We start from the raw sequence: 17,387 nt of genomic DNA on the forward strand, positions 1-17,387 counted from the left end.
GGTCCAATAAGCGAGGTCCCGCCGCGTGGCCTGGACTCCGGTCTGCTCAAGTGGCACGACCTCCAGGAGCTTGCGAACGTGCGTACGGAGGATGTTCCAGGTGCTGAGGCTTGCGGCGGTCACGGAATCACGCGCGGGGATCGCCGCGACGACGAGCAAATGGGCGGCCTCGGCCCACGCGCCGACCTCGGACAGGGTACGGAGCCGGTCCAGGGTCACGGCTTGCACCAGACGGTGGACCGTGACGCTGTCCGTCCCGGAGCCGGTGATCAGACTGTGGCCGTACAGCGCACCTATGGCGCGGTGCCTGGTCAGCTCATCGGCGAGCAATGGACGCAGCTGTGGTCCGATCGCGGCGGGCAAATCGATCGTCTGCGGAACCCCGGCAAGCAGCAAGGAAAGCGGAATCGCATCGGAAGCATAGAAGGAAAGGAGGTTCAGTAACGCCGCCGCACTCGGCGGGAGCCGTCCGATCGCCAGCTGCCAGGTGGTAGCCACGGTGTGAGGATAATCGGGCGGCCTGGCATCGGCGTTCAGTTCGCGGAACCGCGCCCGGTAGAGCCGACAGTAGCCGGCGAGGTCGATGCCGTTGGCGCGGGTGAACGATCCTGCCTGGCTGAGTGCCAAGGGGAGGCAGCCCAGCTCGGCGGCCAGCCTTTCGGCGCTTTCCCGGTCGGTGTCCAGCGACAGGTGGATAAGCAGGTCGATCGCCCCGGTCGGCATGAGGGCGCCGACCCGCAGAACAGTGTCCTCGGCCGGCCAGTGACCGGACTGGCTAGTTATCAGCACATGGCCGTTACCCGCGCCGGGTATGAGAGATTGCGCGGCAGCGGCATCCGCCACGTTGTCCAGGATGAGCAGCCAGGGGCTCTGCCAGCGGGCCAACAGAATCAAGGCCGCAGACCGGGCGTCACGGATGGAGCCGGCCTCGTCCGGTGGCAGGAGGAACTCCAGCAAACCGCGGAATTCGGCGTCGACGGCAGCGGGATCTTCCGCTCGGATCCACCAAACGACCTGGTAGTCGCCCAGGTGTCGCTGGGCGTAAGCACGGGCCAAGGTTGTCTTGCCGACACCTCCCATGCCGCACAGAATGCGGACCACGGGTGTGCGGCCGGTCGTCAGAGCGGCTCGTAGCCGGGCCAGCTCGTCTTCGCGCCCGACCACGCGAACAAGACCTCCGACCTGAGGACTGACCACTCGGTCGGCCAGCGTGCGGGAAGCCGCGGCCATGAGCGTCTGATTGACGATGACTTGACCGACCCGGCCGAACGCGTTACCGAGCCGGTGGGCCTCTATGAGCGGGTTGGGCGCAGAGACGCCGGACGCGGTCAGCCCTGGCTTCGCGTCGGCTCCAAAGGGTCCGGAGGCTCCGGGACATTGACCCCGACCGAGCCGCCCGTGACACCACCGATCGCGATTCCGCCATCGGTCGCACTTACCCCTCCTGCTACGACGACGGCCTGATCTGCCGCGACCGCCCTGGGACGGCCCTGAATCTCGTTGACGGCAGCCGCGAGCTCGGCGGCGAAGGTCTCGTCGCCTTCGACGGCTTCCTCCAGCGTGAGCTGGACCCTCGTCTTGGTCCTCGCCGTGGCCTCGCCGGTTTCGGTGGTCTCGTTTTCGAGGACGGCCAAGGCGGGGTCGCCGCCCAACTTGCGAGCCACCACGTCGTGCAGCTTGTCGAGGCTTGCATCCAACGTGGCGTCGACCTTTCCCTCGAACCGCTCGCCCACGTGCTTCGCACGACGCACCAGCCAAGCGATCAGGAACCCAACCACGACTTCGACGCCGCTCACGTAGCCTCCCAGCCGGTTCGACGGATCCTCGATGTAGGTCGCTCCGACAGGAAGAATGTTAACGGGAAAGAGGGACGATTTCCGCGTCGCGACGTTAAGCCCCTCGTCGGGGAGCCGGCACCTACTGCTCGGCGTCGGGCGTCAGGAACCGAAGAGGGCGCGGATCCCGCCCAGGGTGGTGAATCTGGCCCAGAGATCATTGTCAGGCGAGTGCAGGATGTGGCCGGTGATCAGCAGTTCGAGGAAGGCTCTGTGCAGTTCTGACTGCTCGTCGCGGCCATTCCCCGTCCGGGCCGTGGTGATGCGGTAACCACCTTCGCAAGGGGTGAAGACGGCGTCGTAGACGCACTGCCCGACTCCGGCGCGATAGATGGACAGCTGGTCGCCTTCGACCAGCGCCACCCATTTGTCGTCCATGTCCTTCTCCTGCAGCCCCAGCTTGATCTGCTCCCATTCCGAGTCGGTCCACAACCGTTGCGGAGCGGGCAGCTCACGGGGGTTGGCGATGGGCAGCAAGGCGTGCTTGAACGAGGCTCGGGTCACGGGGTGGGACATGCTGTGAGGGTACTTCGGGACACCGGTTCGTGGACGATCCCCTGCTCACCCCTCTGAGCGGCCCAGCGCGCTCATGCCGATGAGCGTTCGGGGAATCAGCTGTCCGGAAGATTCCCGTGGTTCGTAGCGATCAACGACTCCATCACTTTGATGGGTAGTGCAGGGTTGGCGGCCGCGTGCCTGGCCAGGTCTGGGTCGTTCACGAGTTCGATCAGGATGTCGGTCGGCAGGTTCGGGTGTTCTGCGGCCCATCGTCGCGCGGTGTCGTCTCCGAGGCACAGCAGCAGGGTCTCGGCGCGGCTGTTCGGGTGTTCGGCCACCGCGCGGTACGCCCGCCGTGCGGTGGCGTGGCACGCCATGTGGTGCAGCAGCTCAGGGTCGCAGTTGGGGTTCGTCGCCAACCTGGGGAACAGGCTCGGTCCGTGCCGTGCGGCGAGTGCCCGTAGCCGGTTCGCGGGCAGGGCGGGGTGCGGGGCGATCCCTTTGACGACATGGATGTTGTCGTCTGCCACGAGAAGTTCGAAGACGTCTGAGGGAAGCGCGGTGCGCTGGGCGACCAGCATCCGTACTCGTGGAGACGGTGACGCTGCGAGAAGACGCAGCTCGTCGTCGGTGGCCGCTGTAACGCGGGGCAACCCGACCGGCCCAATTTTGGTCGACTCGGCCAGGTATGTGAGCACGTCCAGCGGGACCGACGGGTTGTGCGCCGCGCCGCGTCGTACGTCCGCGGATGCGTCGTTCGCCAGCTCGCGCAGGATCGGCTCCGCCACCACGGGATTGGCGGCCAGACCGGCACGGACACCGGGGATGTGATCGGCCGCCAGCCGTTGTTGGGCCTCAAGAGGCAGATCCGGCCGGTCTGCGAGTGTCCATCGAATCGCCATGTTGTCGTGATCCAGCAGGGTGGTCACCTCGTCCAGCGAGGTGGTCGGATCAGCTGCTCGCTCGATGTCCTTGTCGACATGCCAGGTGGTGTCGCACGGTGGTACCGCGGGCCGGGCGGGCAAGCGGGCACGCAGATGATCGGGCAAAGCCGGGTTCGCCGTCAGGCCAAGCACGATGTCTCGGGTTCGTTCGTCCACTCCACACTCTCCGGTCCGGTCGCCGCGGTCGCGGGTCCGCCTGGCGCGGAACAAGGCAGACTACGACCGTTGCAGTGTGGCGCAAGCGGGTTTCCGGACACACGTGGTCCGCACATGCCGAAGTGCGGACGGCGTTCGCGGCACGGCCTGGCACGCAACACTCACACAACCGAACGCCCACGCGCACGACGACGGGCCACCCCGCCGAATTGCGTTGGTGTGCACCCCATGATCGGGAACAATCTCCGGAATGGACTTGCGCGCCCTTCTCGCCCGTATCGATCCGCTGGCCGCACCGGACCGGCGGCGGGCGCTCGCCGACACCGCACGCGCGCTGGCCGGTACCCCGGAGCTCACCGCCCTGCTCGCGGAGCTCGATGCCGTCCCCGGACTCCCACGCACGTGGGCGGTGATGATGGCCGTCGTTGCAGGCGACGACACGCACCTACGCCGTAGCCTCGTCGTGGCCGATGCCCGCGTCGCCGGTCCGGCCATGAACCATTGCGCCCGTCGCGGCCTCCACTTCGACGTCCTCACCGCCGCGCTCCCGGCCGCACCCATCGCCTGGCGGCACACCCTCTACCGCACGCTGCGTGCCACCGGTGCCACCGAGTGGGCCGAAGAGCTGCTGCCCTCGGTGCGCGAACGCTTCGGTGACCACGAGGCCGCCCGCCGTGCTACCGGCATGCGAAGCCGACACGGTGACGGCCCTGCTGCCGGAACTGGATTTCGCCGTGCCCAACCTCACCGCCCTGACCCGCCGGCACTCCGCCGCCGTCCTCGCGCACCTGCGCCGCCGGCTGACCGAAGCCGGCCACGCCGGCCGCAACGCCATCTGGGCGCGCTTCGGACCCGCGCTGAAGCAGCTGGTGCGGCACGACCCCGCCCAGCTCGTCGACCTGCTCGCGCGCTCGGGACCGCTGACCGGGCTCCCGGCCGGCGCGGACAGCTGGCTGGCCACGGCGATCGCCGCCGATCCGGACCGGGTCGTCGCGATCCTCGCCGATCCCACGCGGCACATCCGGTTCCAGCCGGGCCGGAGCGCCGAACGCGCTCTGCGGCGGGCATCGGACGAGTCACTCGCCTTGCTCGCGCGCACCTGCCTCACCGACGTGAGGCGATTGACGGCGTTGCTGCACGGACTCCCACCTGGCCGGCGCGCCACCGTCCTGAGTGGAGCGTTGGGCGAACGGAACCTGCAGCAGGCCGGCTTGCCGATGACGCTGCTCGACGTCCTGCCGTGGCGGTACCGGCACGAGCAGGCCCGTAGGCTGCTCGCCACCCGTCCCGTGGCCGATTACCCCGATCTGCGACGGCAGGTGACCGCCCGGCTGCCGTGGCCGGAAGCGCGCACCCTCCTGCGCGCCGAGACCGCCCGGCCGACCGCCGCGGAGCGAGCCCTCGGCTACCAGCTGCTGATCGGCGCGGCGTCCGCGACCCGGGACCAGGACGTCGTCGTCGGCCTGCTGTCGTCGCTGCCCCGGCTGCCCAGCGAGCAGGACCCGGTCCGCCATGCCGCGCTCGCCGCCATCGCCGCGATTCCGGGCTGGCTGCTGCAGTCGGCCGATCCGGCCATCCTGGTCAAGCTGGCCACCGACGCCGTTCAGTCCAGGGACGCGTCGTGGGGTACCCGTCAAGCGGTCGCCACCACAGCGGTCACCCTCGTCCGCCAGGGCACGCTCACCATGCGACCCGACCTGGTCGAAAGCGGCCTGCGGATACTGGAGCTGTCCGGCGGCCACGCGCACTCCCTCACCCTGCACCGGCTCGACCGGGCCCTACCTCACGGCGCCGAGCTCGCCGTGTGGTCCGCGCTGCGGCCGCGCATCACCGCCGACGCCCGCGCCGGCCGCTACGACCTGGCCCAGTCGCTCGCCGCGGGACTGCACCGGCGGGCGTGGACGATGCCCGACCTGCAGACCATCGTCGGCGAAGCGACCGGCGCGTCGCAGGACACCACGGTCCAGCGGGCCCTCGAGCTGTGGCTAGCCCCGCCCGCGACGCGCGATGAACGCGTCGAGGCGGTACTGCGGCGCGACTCGTCCACGATCACGGTGGCCGCGGTGGCGAACGCGGTCAGCGGGCGCCGGACCGACCTGCTCGACCGCGTGCTGGACCGGCCGCCGCGCGGCCGGTTTGTCACCCGCGGTGTCCGGCTGGTGCCGGTCTTCGGCGGGTCGCTGCGGCACTGGCTGCCGCGCCAGGTCGCTCGCTATGCCGAGTTGCTGGCCGACCTCGCCACCGCGCCCGGCAAGCCGGTCTGGGAGCGGGTCTCCTCCGTGCGGCGCCTGGCCTGTCTGCCCGGCGCCCGCATCGAAGACGTGGAGCCGTTCCTCCAGGACGGCGAAGTCGCTGTGGTCGAGGCCGCCCTGGAGGGCCTGGCCCGGACCGATCGGCCGGGCGAGGCGCTGGGCATCTTGCTCGGTTACGCCGACACCGAGCGCGCCCGGGTCGCGGTGTATGCGGCCGGGCGGGCTGCCAGGACCGTCCCGCCGGCCGAACTGGGTGCCGTGCTCCGGCCGGTGCTGGCCGGCAAGAAGGTGACCTCGCGCAAGGAGGCGGTCCGGCTGCTCGCCGAGCACCGCGTGCCGGGCGCGGCCGTCGACCTGGCCGCGCTGTGGGCGGATCCGGAGCTGCACCGCGACCTCCGTCGCGCCATCGTGTCGGCCGCGCGCCGGCTGCTCGACGACGAACGCGCGTGGCAATGGCTCACCGAAGCGACCACGATGACCGCGGTCGCCACGGCCGCGACCGAAGCTGACCCGCTGACCATCGCCGAGCAGCACCGCGCGCGCTACGGCGCATTGGTGCGAACCGTGGCCGGCAGCGCCGACGCGGACACCGCGCGGATTGGCCTGACTGCCTGGCCCGCGTGGAGCGTCTGGGACCGCGAAGGGCCTGCTGCGGTGGTCACCCTGATCGGCGATTTGACCAGTATCGGGACGTGGCGGTACGCGGTCGACGCGGTGCTCACCGCGTGCGCGATCACCGGTGATCCGGCGCCAGTGCACGACGTGGTCACGACGCTCCTCGAGATGGCTGACGTGGTCGTCGCCGACCGGGACCAGCCAGCGCGGCAACGACTTCGTCTCTTCCTCGCCCGCTTCGCTTCACGGTTGGACGTCAGCGGCGAAGCGATGTGCGCTGCGGCGGAACGGCTGTCCATGACGCTGACAGTCAGCGCTGAGTACCGGACGGACGCGCTACTGCTCGCGGTCAGCGCCCTGCCCCGCCGCGGCGACCTGCTGCCGGCTCTCCGCCGGATCGCCGCGCTCGCCGATCGTCCCGCACAGGCTTGGCAAGTGGCGGAGCGGCTCGCGGCTTGGCTGGCCAGCCACGATCCGGGCCGCCCCGAGCTGTTCGGCGCTGCCCGGGCGCTTACGGCAAACCCGATGGAGGCGTTGCTCGCAGCGAGATCGCGAGCCAGGCCGGCCCGCAAGCGGGATGGTCGCGTCCGTGGCGTGAGCTGGTAACGGCGTTGCGCGACCACGCCGACGCCGACGTCCGCGAACGTGCGTCGCACATCGTCTTTTCTCCTGAGTGATGAGTGAGGCGCGGAAGCAGTGAGCGAAGCGCGAGTCGGCCCTTCCAACCCGCATCCATTGACGTTCCCGCTCGCATCGCAGCGACAGGATGTCGTCTTCCCTGGGATCAGGCGATGAGCTTTCCGCGCGCAGACCCGAAGCGATACGAAGGGCTGCGTTCCCACGTCGAACGCCATCTTGGCCCGGTGACTCACGGGCAGAGCCCGCAGGGGCCAGATGGGCGCAACCGGGTTTCGCCCTCGGCTTTCACGCGCACCCGCGGCAGCGAATGGTCTCCGCGGTGACCACTGGAGTGCGGTTCCAGCAGATCGACGCCTCGTTGCCTCAAGAGTTCGTCGTATCTGCCGTGCCTGAACACGAGGACGAAGCCGGATATCTCGCGCACGTCATCGCCAGCGAAGCGATCGAGCGCCAACGCGGCTACGCCTACGGCGGCGGCTACGTCAACGCCGAACCCCTCATCCCTGGCACCGGCATCGCGTTCCTGCTCGCCGCCCCACACCCGTTCGCCGACAAGGAGTTCGACCTCTACCACGACGATCGAAGCGAGCCTACGCTGCGCTTCGTAACCCTGCTCCCGTGCACCCTCAGCGAGTTCGAGTTTGTGCGCGAACACGATGACGACCCCGCAGCGCTCTACGACGTCTGGGAGTCCCGCGAGACCGACATCCTCGACCTCTACCGGGCATCGGCCGTTTGACACTGGTCAGACCCGCAAGGCGTGCCACTGTTGCGTCAACGCACTCTCATGCCGCGAAGCGGGTGTTCACCGGCATGGTTCGGGCCGGTCGTTTTCTGCTAGATGCCAGCTGGCGCTGGGCAAACGGCCCGGCGGGAACTCGGGTCATCATGGCGCTGCGATGACGGGTATACCGAGCTCGACCGGCGCGATGCGGGCCAGTCGTTTGGTCTCCTGGCGTTTCTGCCGGCGGAAGGTGAGGGTGAGGTCGATGCCTTCAACCTCTCCGAGCCATGCCTCGTGTTCGGCGCGGGCTCGGCGGGCCAGCAGGTCTTCCTCGATTTCGTCGAGGCGGGGCAGCATTTTCGGGTTTATGGCGAGCATCGGGCAACGCAAACACGATTAACCGAAATGATCTTGAAGCGGGTTGGGCACTGCGCGACCAGTGCTGTGACTCATTGTCACCGAGGAAATCTGCACGAGGCATTTCTGCTGGGCGTGTCGTGGCACTGTCACAGTCCAGCAGATCGCGAACCTGCGGGCCGTGTTCGCCCCTCGGACGCAGCGGAAACTCAATGGGCTTCCGGGCCTTGGTCGCGAGAGAATGCGGCCATGAGCAACGAGACCAGGATCGCCGCGGTGGCCGCGCTGATCAGGCTTGCGGGAAGCGTCGACCATCGCGATAGGGCGGACGCGGGGCGCGGCCTGGCCAGCTTCGCCGAGATGCCCGAGGCCAGGGCGCCGCTACTGGGGCTCGTGCTTGATGCCGGTGACACCTTCGTCACGCGTGCGACGGCTGAGGCGTTGCTGCGGCGTCAGGACTCGGCTGGGCTCGCGGTGATCGCTTCCGCGCTCGCCGCCGCTGATCCCAACCACGCCGATTGGATCGACACAGCGGTGCTCGATGTGTTCGGGGTGTTCTCTCGCGACCGGGATACCGCTGTGAGGGAGTGCGAGGCGCTGGCGCGAGACTCTGATGAGCAGACGCACTGCGGCGTCGACCAATTGACAGCCATGCTCGTCGGGATCAACCCGATCCTGCACCCAGTGCAGAACGACTAGCGTTAGGCATCAATCGCTGGACGCGATCGCGCGGTCAGCCCACCCTGCCCGGCGTCGTAGCCGCCGGAGGTACTGGCCGCGGAACCGGCGCTGCGCCGCCTCAACCCGGACGAAGCCGGGGTCCGCGAAGGCTTCGTAGTAGGAGTTCTCGGCGTCGTCCCGACCGCCGTCGGCATCGACGAGGCGCGCGAGGTCCTCCTTCGCCGGCGGCCAGCTCGGAAGCTTGACCACCCACTCGACTTTCGGCGCGTTGGATTCACCCACTCCGCCATTATGACCCCTCAGGACCAGGCCATCTGCACCTCAGCAGAAACGGGCTTGCGTGTGGTCGTGTCAGTCGTCATCGCTCGACCGCCCGGTCGACGCGCGGATATCGGGCATTCCGAGGCCCTCTCACAGATGTCGACCGCGGGACTTTACCGGTCATGAGCCGATCTCACGGAAGAACGCGCCGATCGAGTGAACCGATTGGCGCTCCGGCGCCTGCCTCACACGCTGCCACGCGCGTAGCGCGCCGCCACGACATGCCCACCTGATCGGGTGTCTTCCGGTGCCGATGCGCAACCGGGACCGTCTGAGTCATGGCTTTCGACGACAGTGTGACGAGGTGGTCGAGCTGACTGCGCGGTTTACCGAGCTCGAGCGGGCTGACGGCCGGGAGCAGGCTGTGGTCGACCTGATCAGCTGGCTCTGCCGGCGGGATCGGCGCACGCTCGTCGAACTCGTGGGAGTTGCACTGTCCGCTGTCGATAGAGATCGATTGAAGGAGCTGCTCGTGGATGACCAGGATCTCGCCGTCGAATTCGTCCGAGACCCTCTCAACGAACTGCACACAACGGCACAAGCTGCCATGCCTCGACCACCTGAGCCCGAGGGCAGTCGCCATACGACCAGTCCGGCAGTGAGCGGTGCCAACGCTGTCGACGAGGGCGGATTGATCGTCGCGCTCGGCGGCCCGAACTGAGCGGTCGATGTTCGAGTAGTGCCGTTGCTTCTTGCGACCGTCTTCCGGCTGCTGCGCCCAGCGGACGAAATTGTCCACCGCGCGCTGCGGCCGGTAACCGTCCCAGAGCAGCAGTCCGAAACCGAGCTCGACAGCGTGTTCCTGCGCCTTGTTCAGGGCCGCGCACAGCGCTTTCGTGCCGACAATCCGGTTGGCCGACCACATACCCGTCCACCGGCTTGCTGGTGGACGGCTATGTGGCGTACTGGGCGTCCCGGCGAATTCCCGTGAACAGCTCGTCAACGAAGGTGAAATTCTCGTGCATGGTCACTTGTCGGCCAGCGCCAACGACACCAGCCGATCGATCACCTCGGTCAGCGAGAAGCCAGCGGCCTTCATCATCCGCGGGTAACGGCTGTAGGAGGTCAACCCCGGCAGGGTGTTCACCTCGTTGAGCACTACACTGCCGTCTTCCTTAACGAACAGGTCCACCCGAGCCAGACCGCGGCAGCCCAGCGCGCGGTAAATGGCCTTCGCGGTTTCCTTCACCAGATCGCGCGACTCGTCGGAGATATCGGCGGGGCAAACGAACGAGGAGTTCTCGGAGCCGGTTTCCGGCGAGGCTTCCTGGTGAATCTTGAAGAATCCGTGCGTGAGCACCACCCGGTCCAGCTCGCCGATCAGCAAATCTGAACCATTACCCAGGATGGAGCTACCGACCTCGCTGCCGACCACTGCTTCCTCGATCAGCACCTTCGCGTCGTATTCCCGGGCAGTGGTCAGCGCTGCGGACAGTTCTTCCTTGCTGGACACCTTGCTGACCCCGAAGGCGGAACCGGACCGGGCCGGCTTCACAAAAACGGGGTAGTTGAGCTGGTCGGGGTCGACATCCGCGTCGGAGTCGACGATCCAGAATTTCGGGGTGGCGATTCCGGCGTTGCTGACCACGGTGTAGGTCAGCGATTTGTCCATACACACTGCGGAACTCGGGATATCGCAGCCGACATAGGGGATGCCAGAAAGTTCCAGCAGGCCTTGCATCGCGCCGTCTTCACCGAACTTGCCATGCAGCACGGGCAGCACGACATCCAGGCCGATCGAGTCGTACTTACCCTCGTCCAGCACCAGCAAGCCGCGGGTGCTCCGGTCCGGCGACACCACGACCGGGCGGCAGTCGCCGCTTTCCCAGTCCCCATCCGGGCCGTCGCAGAGCTTCCACGCGCCGTCGCGGGTGATGCCGATCCAGAACGGTTCGTACTTGGCCGTATCGAGGCTCTTGGCCACCTCACGCGCCGACTTGACGGAGACGAGGTGCTCCTCGCCCGAACCGCCGAACAAGATGCCGAGCTTCAACCTAGCCATGATGCCTCCCCTTTTCGAAATTCAGGCAATTAAGGAGCTTGTTTTCCACACTATCCTGCAGCGCGTGATCGGTGGTCAGCTGGGGTGCAGGCGGGCCAGTGCGGTGGTGATCAAGCCTGTTCGGGTTACGGTGACCTCACTGTCGCAAATGGAGTGATCCTGCCGCCGGACCGAGCCGAGAAGGGAGGTCGCCGACCCATCGTGGGGCAGCACGATGGACCCGGACGCCTCTGGTGGTCGCGATCATTGGTCGGCTGACTTATCCCACCGAACCGCTGCGGACAGTGGCGGTACCGTGAGCAGGCCAGTGGCCGAGCCGGTTCGCGCGTCGTCGCGTTGTCGCGTCAGCACCCGGTTCTCCGCTTGTAGCTGCGCGTTTTCCAATCTCAGGACTTGGATGGCTCGCAGCAGGGTGTGCGTGGTGTTCCGCCATTCGTCGCGCTCGTGGCACGCCTCGGTGTGGCGCGATTTCAGGTCGTGCAGTTCAGTGCTGAGCTGATCATTTCGGCCGTGGAGTTCGGTCTCGAGCGGGGTTGTCGGTGTGGCTCGCTGCCGGGCGCCGCAGTGCGGGACATCGTTTCTCCTGGCGGAGGGCGGCCCGGCTCGGAAAGCCGATGTTAGGAAGGTGCTGCGATCCGACTTGGAGGACAACGCACGTGGTGGTGAGCGCCAGGCGGGGCGGGTCGTGAGGACGGGATGTGAACTCGTCCCACTCATCGCCCCTGCCCTCTCCGTGAGGTGGGGCTCGACGCCGTGACCGTGATCGCCGAACCGTGGTTCGCCCCTGCCTGGCCATTCCAGTATCCCGGACAACGGCGCATCAGTCGTGTGGGGTCCCTCCACCGGCGCTCCCCACCCCGCCGGCACGAGGAGGCGAACCCTCGGCGCGGGCGACGACGGACCGGGTTCGGCCGCGAGGATCAGCACCGTCCGATGCGTACCCGTACCGACCGGGTCGCGTGCTCACTCCGGACAACCGGATCTGCCCGAGCCCGGTGCCACGAGTGACCGGCCTTCGACAGGGAACCAGCCTTGTCTTTCCCTGTCGAAGGCCGGTCACGGCACGCCTGGACTACTTCTTCTCGTGATACGCCTCAACGACTTCGGACGGGATCCGTCCACGATCGGACACGGCGAACCCGTTCTTCCGTGCCCAGCCACGGATTGCCTGATTCTGCTCACGATCGGACACTGTCGCAGGCTTAGCTGCCCCCGAAACCGCGGCCGCCGCGGGAGTCGCCCGGCGCTTACGGCCACCGGCCCGCCGGGCGTGCTCGACGTACTGTGCCAGTGCGTCGCGAAGCTCCTCGGCGTTCTCGCCGGAGAGATCAATGTGATACGACACGCCGTCCAGACCGAACTCCACGGTCTCTTCCGCTTCGGTCCCGTCGATGTCATCGACAAGACTCACCAACACCTGCTGTGCCACGCCATGTCCTCCAGAATCGACATATCGAACCGCGAATAGTACGCGGCTGTATTCGAACTTACACAGGACACCCGCGTTCCGCGATAACATCGCCGCCGCTGTCCACAAGGGATATCGTCGGCAGACCGGGACGCCACAAAGCGGCGGAGGGACATAGCCACTGGCAGCGGTCGCACGGGAAACTGACTCCAGACGGGGCCGATCGCGGAATCCCCTGCCGTAAGCAGTTTCGGTTCAATGAGACGCCCCGCTCGCGCGTGGCTCAAGCGTCGCGGATGACAGAATCGGCTGGCGCACCGAAGCTCGGCCGCGGGTCATGTGTGGGGCTGCTTCCGTACCGGTTCGGCATTCTGGCTCGCGTGCACCACGTGTCTACCGCCCGTGTGGCTGGAGGAGCGTGAGCACGGCTCGGTGGTAGACGGCCTGAACCGCGGGGATGGTGTCGAGGCGGGCGCGTTCGTCGGTGGCGTGCAGACCGATGTGGACGACGCCGAAGCCCGCGGTGGCGGGGATGTTCAGCCCGGCGAGGTAGTTGCCGATGTTCGAGGGGCCCGCGATTTTGGGTTCGACTGGGATGTCGATGTCGTGGGCCGCGTCCAGGATCGCCGTCCGCAGGACGGAGGTGTCGGGGAGTGAAAAGGGCGGCCATTGCGTGTCGAGGATGATTTCCGTGGCCGGTGTCTGGGGCCAGCGGTCGTCGATCTGGGTGACCGTCTGCTTGATCAGCGCGGCAGCGGCATCGTCGTCGAAGGCGGGTGTGGTCCGGATGTCCACGTTCACTTGGCAGAGATCCGGGGTCACGGAGAAGCCCTGGCCGCCGTTGATCGCGGTCACGGTCAGTTTGGGAGCGAGCCCGAATCCCGGGCTGACACGGTCGGGCAGGCCGGCGGCGTCGAGCCGGGTGATGAGGTCGGCGGCTTTACCGATGGCGTTGGGTGTGCTGGCCCGCCCACCGGAATGCGAGGACACTCCGCGGACGTCGAGCCGGACACGGTGCACGCCGCGGCCGCCGACGACGAGCTTGTCCATGCCGGGGTAGCCGATCATGACCCCGGCGACGTCGCCGGGTGCGTCGGGTCCCTCGAAGTAGCGTGTGGCGCCGGCGAACCCGCCGGTGTGCTCATCGACGTCGAAAAGCAGCACCAGAGTCCCGGTGAGCTGCTCGATGGTGGCGGTGAGGCGGGCGGCGATGTGGCAGAAGATCGCCGCACCGGATTTGGAGTCGGCTGTGCCTCTCCCCCACATCCAGCCGTCATCGATATGGGCGGAGGTCGGCGGGTGGGTCCAGGCTGACTCGTCGCCGAACGGCGCGGTGTCCAGGCACGTGTCGAGAACCCACCGGGGTCCGGGTTTCGCGCCGTGAACCTCGGCGACCAGACCGACCGGCTCGCCGTGCTCGCCCCGTAGTGTCCCGGCGTCGACACCGTGCTCTCGCAGCCACGTGCCCAGGTGGGTCAAGATCGGCTCGTACGGGTCGATCCCGCCGCGGCTGGGGATGGCGACCAGCTCCCGGGTGAGCTCGATGACTGACAGGAGGTCCTGCTCGGCCGCGGCCAGGATGTCGCCGACATCGGAGTTCGCGGGCATGCCGCTCATCGTGGTCACCTCCTTCCATCAAGCTGGGCTGGAACGTCTTTCTGGTGTTCGAGCCGTGGCATAGGGTGCAGAGTACGCAGGTCGGTGAGCGTCTCGACCTTGCGTGACGCGGCGTAGCATTCGCGGGCGTGATCGACGTAGCGCGAGGCGACGGCGGGCCCGAACTGCATCGCGCTGTCGAACGCCTCAGCGGAGGTGACCGACGGAATCGGGACCACCGCCATGGATTCGGACGCGCAGAAGAACCGTTCCGGCATGCTCGGGTCGTCCTCGATGACGCCGATGTGCAGCGTCTTCAACCCATAGCTGCGGTCCCGCGGATCGCGCACGGACACGAGACGCTGCAGGTGCTCGCTCAGGACCTGATGGCGGGGCGCACCGAACAGCACCCGGTAGTGGACCAGCTCGGGCCGGTCGGCGAGCACCATCTCGATCGCCTCGAGATAAGCGGCGTCCCGCGAGCGCGATCCCAGGACGACCAGGTACTTCTCCGCCCCCTGGACCACGTCGATCATCGCCGCGCTCAGCTCCCGATGATCGACCAGCAAGTGCGGTGACTCCGCCGGGGCCCTCAGGCGCCGGTCCTGATGAGCGAACAACCGCTCCGGCGGCACACCGTAGTAATCGGACAACAACGCCCGATACTTGATGCTGGTGACGACAACGCCGCGTTCCCAGCTGGACAGTTTGCTCGGTGTCACCCCGGAACTGCCGTGTGGTGATCGTGTGTCCAGATCAGCACACACCTGTTCCAGCGTGGCGGGAATCGCCTGCCGCGCGCGGCGCAGCGGGGAGACCTCGCCGGTCTCGCGACGTGGTGCCCGGCGACTCCTAGACAGTGTCCTCACCTCCGCCTCAGCCTGGCTATCAGGTTAGGGCTTCCGCCCGCCTCAGCTGCGCACGGCGCGGTCCACACTGGCAGCGCTCCGGCGAGCGGGTGATTCCGGCTGGCTGACGCCTGATCCCATGCACTCAGTCTTGACGCAGAGTTCCCTGGCCTGACGTGGAGGTTGTCGTCGCGTACGGGGAAGGGAACGGGCAACGAACGGACAATTAGCCGTACGAGACGGCATGGGCTGCAGCGGCACGGCGCGTGATGGTGAGCACACCCACTGAGACACGAGCGTGCGAGGAGGTCGGATGCGAACTGAACTTCGACCCGGCTCACCACCCACCCCGGCCCCGTCGACTGATTCCGTCGACGGCCTGGCGGGCTTCGTAGCCGGATTCGCCATCGTGTCCGGTCGAGGTACCGCCGAAGGGATCAACAACCTCGCCCAGGAATCTGTGCGAGCTCAGCGCACCGACGGCCTGGTCGACATTCCCGGACCCGGATTAGCCGTGTGCCCAGTGCTGGCAACGAATCTCCCATTGCGGGCCGGACCACAGCATTCACTGCGCGCGATCCGCGCAGAGGCCGTCTGACGTCATCGATGAGGAGTAACCGACATGGATGAGGTCTTGTACTCGACTTTGCACGATGCCGTGCTTGGGCGCCTCGACTACCTCGACAAGCTCGCTACTGACGGGGACCTGCAGTCCCGTGCTGCGTTGTCCAGCACTGAGATCACCCGTTTGACCGCGGGCTGGCGAAGCGTGCTGGCCGCACATGAACCCGACGATCACGGCCCGCTGCACGCAGTGTTCGGGATGGATTCGGCCCCGTCGCCATCCCTGCACGGTCTGGACAGCCGCCCACCGGCACTTGATCGCCGCCGGCGGCCCTCCCGCGACCCACGCCAGCGGGCACGCCCCTGCCGCCGCGACGCCTGCAAACTCACACTGTCGTCCTCCTCTGAGAGGGTAGTCACGTGAACACACTCCGACACGACGATGTCAGCGCCGCACAACTCCGCGATACCTTGGTCGACACACTTCTGGCGAAGAAAATGATCACCTCACCGGTGCTGGAGAAGGCCTTTCGCACGGTGCCCCGGCACCTGTTCGTCGCCGAGGGCACACCGCTAGACGTCACGTACAACGTCGACAACTCGGTCGCGATCAAACGCGACGCGGACGGCGTGATCATTTCCTCCACCAGCGCCGCGTTCATCCAGGCCCGGATGATCGAGCAGGCCGGACTCGGATCGGGCATGAGGGTTCTGGAGATCGGGTCCGGCGGGTTCAACGCCGCCTTGCTGGCCGAGATCGTCGGTTCAGACGGCCGGGTGGTGAGCGTGGACATCGACCCGGAAGTGACCGACCGCGCTCGCGACCTGCTGGACCAGACGGGATACGGCGACCGGGTCGACGTGATCTTGGCTGACGCCGAGAACCTGCTGCCGGGGCTGGACGAGCCGGTCGACGCGATCCTGGTGACCGTCGGGGCCTGGGATCTGGCGCCTGCGTGGCTTGCGGCCCTGTCCGAGGGCGGCACGATCGTCGTTCCGTTGCGGATGAACGGGATCACCCGGGTGATCGGCTTCCTCCGTGAGGGTGATCACCTGGTGAGTACCTCGGCCGAGGTGGCCGGGTTCGTCGCGATGCAGGGCGAGGGTGCCTTCGACGAGCGGGTCTTTTTGTTGCCGGACCGCAACGGTCACCACGTCAAGCTGCGTTTCGAGGGCGACGTACCGGCTGGGGTGAACCTGCTGGACGGGGTGCTGGCGACCGAGCGAACCGAGGCCTGGTCCGGCGTCACGATCAAGCATGGCGTGTCCTTCGCCGACCTGCACCTGTGGCTCGCCGCGTTCCTGCCCGGCTTCTGCAAGCTGGCCGTGGACGAGGGCACCGACCTGGCCGCCGAACGCAAAGGCTGGTTCCCCTTCGGTGGGGTGCGTGGTGACTCGTTCGCCTACCTGGCGGTGCGGCCCCTTCCCGGCGGTGACGGGGTCGAGTTCGGCGCGCGTGCCTACGGAGTACATGGCGACGACGCCGCCACCGCGATGGTCGACCAGATCCAGGCCTGGGATCGCGATGCCCGCAACATCAGGCCCACCTTCACCTACTGGCCGGCCGGGTCCGACCGGCCCGAGTTCGGCGAGGGCACCGCGGTGCTGGTCAAAGCGCACGGCGTGGCCACGATCTCCTGGTCACCCGTGGCGTCTGCCGCTGGTGCCCAGGGTGCTCTGGACAACCCCGAGAAGTGAGGAGTGAAGCGAATGTCGGCAGCACTGGCAGGCGAGCACGCCGAGGTTGACGTGGTCGACGATGCGGAGTTCGAACTGGACATGCGGGTGGTGGAGTCCACCACCCGGCTGGTGATCATGACGTGCGACACGAGTGACGGGTGCGGCAACACCTGTGACACCAGCGCGTGCAGTACGGGTTCGAACAACCCGTACTGACCCCCCCGCCGTCGGCGCCCAAGCCTGGACTACGGGCGCCGACGGCCACGC

16 protein-coding genes and 1 pseudogene are annotated in these 17,387 nt (G+C 67.5%); 5 read left to right on the forward strand and 12 right to left on the reverse strand.

Annotated features, from left to right (window positions below):
- The 5 genes from ACZ5IK_RS23870 to ACZ5IK_RS23890 all read right to left on the reverse strand — a co-directional run.
- Positions 1–1,230: DUF7779 domain-containing protein (locus ACZ5IK_RS23870; protein ID WP_465489672.1), on the reverse strand; the 1,230-nt coding region annotated here is incomplete at its 3' end.
- Positions 1,231–1,328: 98 nt separating this feature from the next.
- Positions 1,329–1,796 (reverse strand): hypothetical protein, encoded by a 468-nt coding sequence (locus ACZ5IK_RS23875; RefSeq protein WP_465489673.1) that lies wholly within the window; start codon positions 1,794–1,796, stop codon positions 1,329–1,331.
- A gap of 141 nt (positions 1,797–1,937) precedes the next feature.
- On the reverse strand, positions 1,938–2,351 hold the full coding sequence (locus ACZ5IK_RS23880; protein WP_465489674.1) for a hypothetical protein: 414 nt from the start codon (positions 2,349–2,351) through the stop codon (positions 1,938–1,940).
- Positions 2,352–2,446: 95 nt separating this feature from the next.
- A complete protein-coding gene (locus ACZ5IK_RS23885; RefSeq protein WP_465489675.1) occupies positions 2,447–3,433 on the reverse strand; it encodes a hypothetical protein in 987 nt (328 codons plus the stop codon).
- Between the two features lie 445 nt (positions 3,434–3,878).
- Entirely contained in the window at positions 3,879–4,133 is a 255-nt protein-coding gene (locus tag ACZ5IK_RS23890) for a hypothetical protein (RefSeq protein WP_465489676.1), read from the reverse strand.
- Position 4,134: 1 nt separating this feature from the next.
- On the opposite strand from ACZ5IK_RS23890, the gene ACZ5IK_RS23895 reads away from it, so the two are divergent.
- Together ACZ5IK_RS23895 and ACZ5IK_RS23900 are read left to right on the forward strand one after the other, a co-directional pair.
- A complete protein-coding gene (locus tag ACZ5IK_RS23895) occupies positions 4,135–6,906 on the forward strand; it encodes a hypothetical protein (protein WP_465489677.1) in 2,772 nt (923 codons plus the stop codon).
- 352 nt (positions 6,907–7,258) lie between these two features.
- The gene (locus ACZ5IK_RS23900; RefSeq protein ID WP_465489678.1) at positions 7,259–7,678 is read left to right on the forward strand and encodes a suppressor of fused domain protein; all 420 of its coding nucleotides are present in this window, start codon (positions 7,259–7,261) and stop codon (positions 7,676–7,678) included.
- A 147-nt stretch (positions 7,679–7,825) separates the two neighbouring features.
- On the opposite strand, the gene ACZ5IK_RS23905 is transcribed toward ACZ5IK_RS23900, so the two are convergent.
- Complete coding sequence (locus ACZ5IK_RS23905; RefSeq protein ID WP_465489679.1) at positions 7,826–8,041, reverse strand: recombinase; 216 nt, start codon at positions 8,039–8,041, stop codon at positions 7,826–7,828.
- A gap of 228 nt (positions 8,042–8,269) precedes the next feature.
- Between ACZ5IK_RS23905 and ACZ5IK_RS23910 the strand changes: the two genes are divergently transcribed.
- Positions 8,270–8,719 carry a hypothetical protein gene (locus ACZ5IK_RS23910; RefSeq protein WP_465489680.1) on the forward strand — a complete coding sequence of 150 codons (450 nt, stop codon included), beginning with the start codon at positions 8,270–8,272 and terminating at the stop codon, positions 8,717–8,719.
- Positions 8,720–8,728: 9 nt separating this feature from the next.
- Here ACZ5IK_RS23910 and ACZ5IK_RS23915 read toward each other — a convergent pair whose 3' ends face one another.
- The 6 genes and pseudogenes from ACZ5IK_RS23915 to ACZ5IK_RS23940 all read right to left on the reverse strand — a co-directional run bounded on the left by ACZ5IK_RS23915 (position 8,729) and on the right by ACZ5IK_RS23940 (position 14,750).
- Positions 8,729–8,983: a hypothetical protein gene (locus tag ACZ5IK_RS23915; protein WP_465489681.1), complete on the reverse strand. Its 255-nt coding sequence runs from the start codon at positions 8,981–8,983 to the stop codon at positions 8,729–8,731.
- Positions 8,984–9,587: 604 nt separating this feature from the next.
- Positions 9,588–9,987, reverse strand: a pseudogene (locus ACZ5IK_RS23920) (M15 family metallopeptidase); the annotation flags it as partial.
- A 2-nt stretch (positions 9,988–9,989) separates the two neighbouring features.
- Complete coding sequence (gene vanA / locus ACZ5IK_RS23925; protein WP_465489682.1) at positions 9,990–11,024, reverse strand: D-alanine--(R)-lactate ligase; 1,035 nt, start codon at positions 11,022–11,024, stop codon at positions 9,990–9,992.
- A gap of 1,072 nt (positions 11,025–12,096) precedes the next feature.
- Positions 12,097–12,453, reverse strand: coding sequence for a histone-like nucleoid-structuring protein Lsr2 (locus ACZ5IK_RS23930; protein ID WP_465489683.1), 357 nt, complete (start codon positions 12,451–12,453; stop codon positions 12,097–12,099).
- Positions 12,454–12,825: 372 nt separating this feature from the next.
- Positions 12,826–14,049 (reverse strand): M20 family metallopeptidase, encoded by a 1,224-nt coding sequence (locus ACZ5IK_RS23935; protein WP_465489684.1) that lies wholly within the window; start codon positions 14,047–14,049, stop codon positions 12,826–12,828.
- A 5-nt stretch (positions 14,050–14,054) separates the two neighbouring features.
- Positions 14,055–14,750 carry a hypothetical protein gene (locus ACZ5IK_RS23940; protein ID WP_465489685.1) on the reverse strand — a complete coding sequence of 232 codons (696 nt, stop codon included), beginning with the start codon at positions 14,748–14,750 and terminating at the stop codon, positions 14,055–14,057.
- Between the two features lie 1,110 nt (positions 14,751–15,860).
- Between ACZ5IK_RS23940 and fxlM the strand changes: the two genes are divergently transcribed.
- Entirely contained in the window at positions 15,861–17,138 is a 1,278-nt protein-coding gene (gene fxlM, locus ACZ5IK_RS23945; RefSeq protein WP_465489686.1) for a methyltransferase, FxLD system, read from the forward strand.
- 12 nt (positions 17,139–17,150) lie between these two features.
- Complete coding sequence (locus ACZ5IK_RS23950; RefSeq protein WP_465489687.1) at positions 17,151–17,336, forward strand: FxLD family lanthipeptide; 186 nt, start codon at positions 17,151–17,153, stop codon at positions 17,334–17,336.
- Positions 17,337–17,387: the final 51 nt, after the last annotated feature.

The organism is Amycolatopsis sp. NPDC031561, assembly GCF_055580625.1.

Bases quoted from the DNA above. Each gene is read 5' to 3' on its own strand.
- ACZ5IK_RS23880 (WP_465489674.1), bottom strand. From the start codon at position 2,351: ATGTCCCACCCCGTGACCCGAGCCTCGTTCAAGCACGCCTTGCTGCCC.
- ACZ5IK_RS23905 (WP_465489679.1), bottom strand. From the start codon at position 8,041: ATGCTCGCCATAAACCCGAAAATGCTGCCCCGCCTCGACGAAATCGAG.
- ACZ5IK_RS23910 (WP_465489680.1), top strand. From the start codon at position 8,270: ATGAGCAACGAGACCAGGATCGCCGCGGTGGCCGCGCTGATCAGGCTT.
- vanA (WP_465489682.1), bottom strand. From the start codon at position 11,024: ATGGCTAGGTTGAAGCTCGGCATCTTGTTCGGCGGTTCGGGCGAGGAG.
- ACZ5IK_RS23935 (WP_465489684.1), bottom strand. From the start codon at position 14,049: ATGAGCGGCATGCCCGCGAACTCCGATGTCGGCGACATCCTGGCCGCG.
- ACZ5IK_RS23950 (WP_465489687.1), top strand. From the start codon at position 17,151: ATGTCGGCAGCACTGGCAGGCGAGCACGCCGAGGTTGACGTGGTCGAC.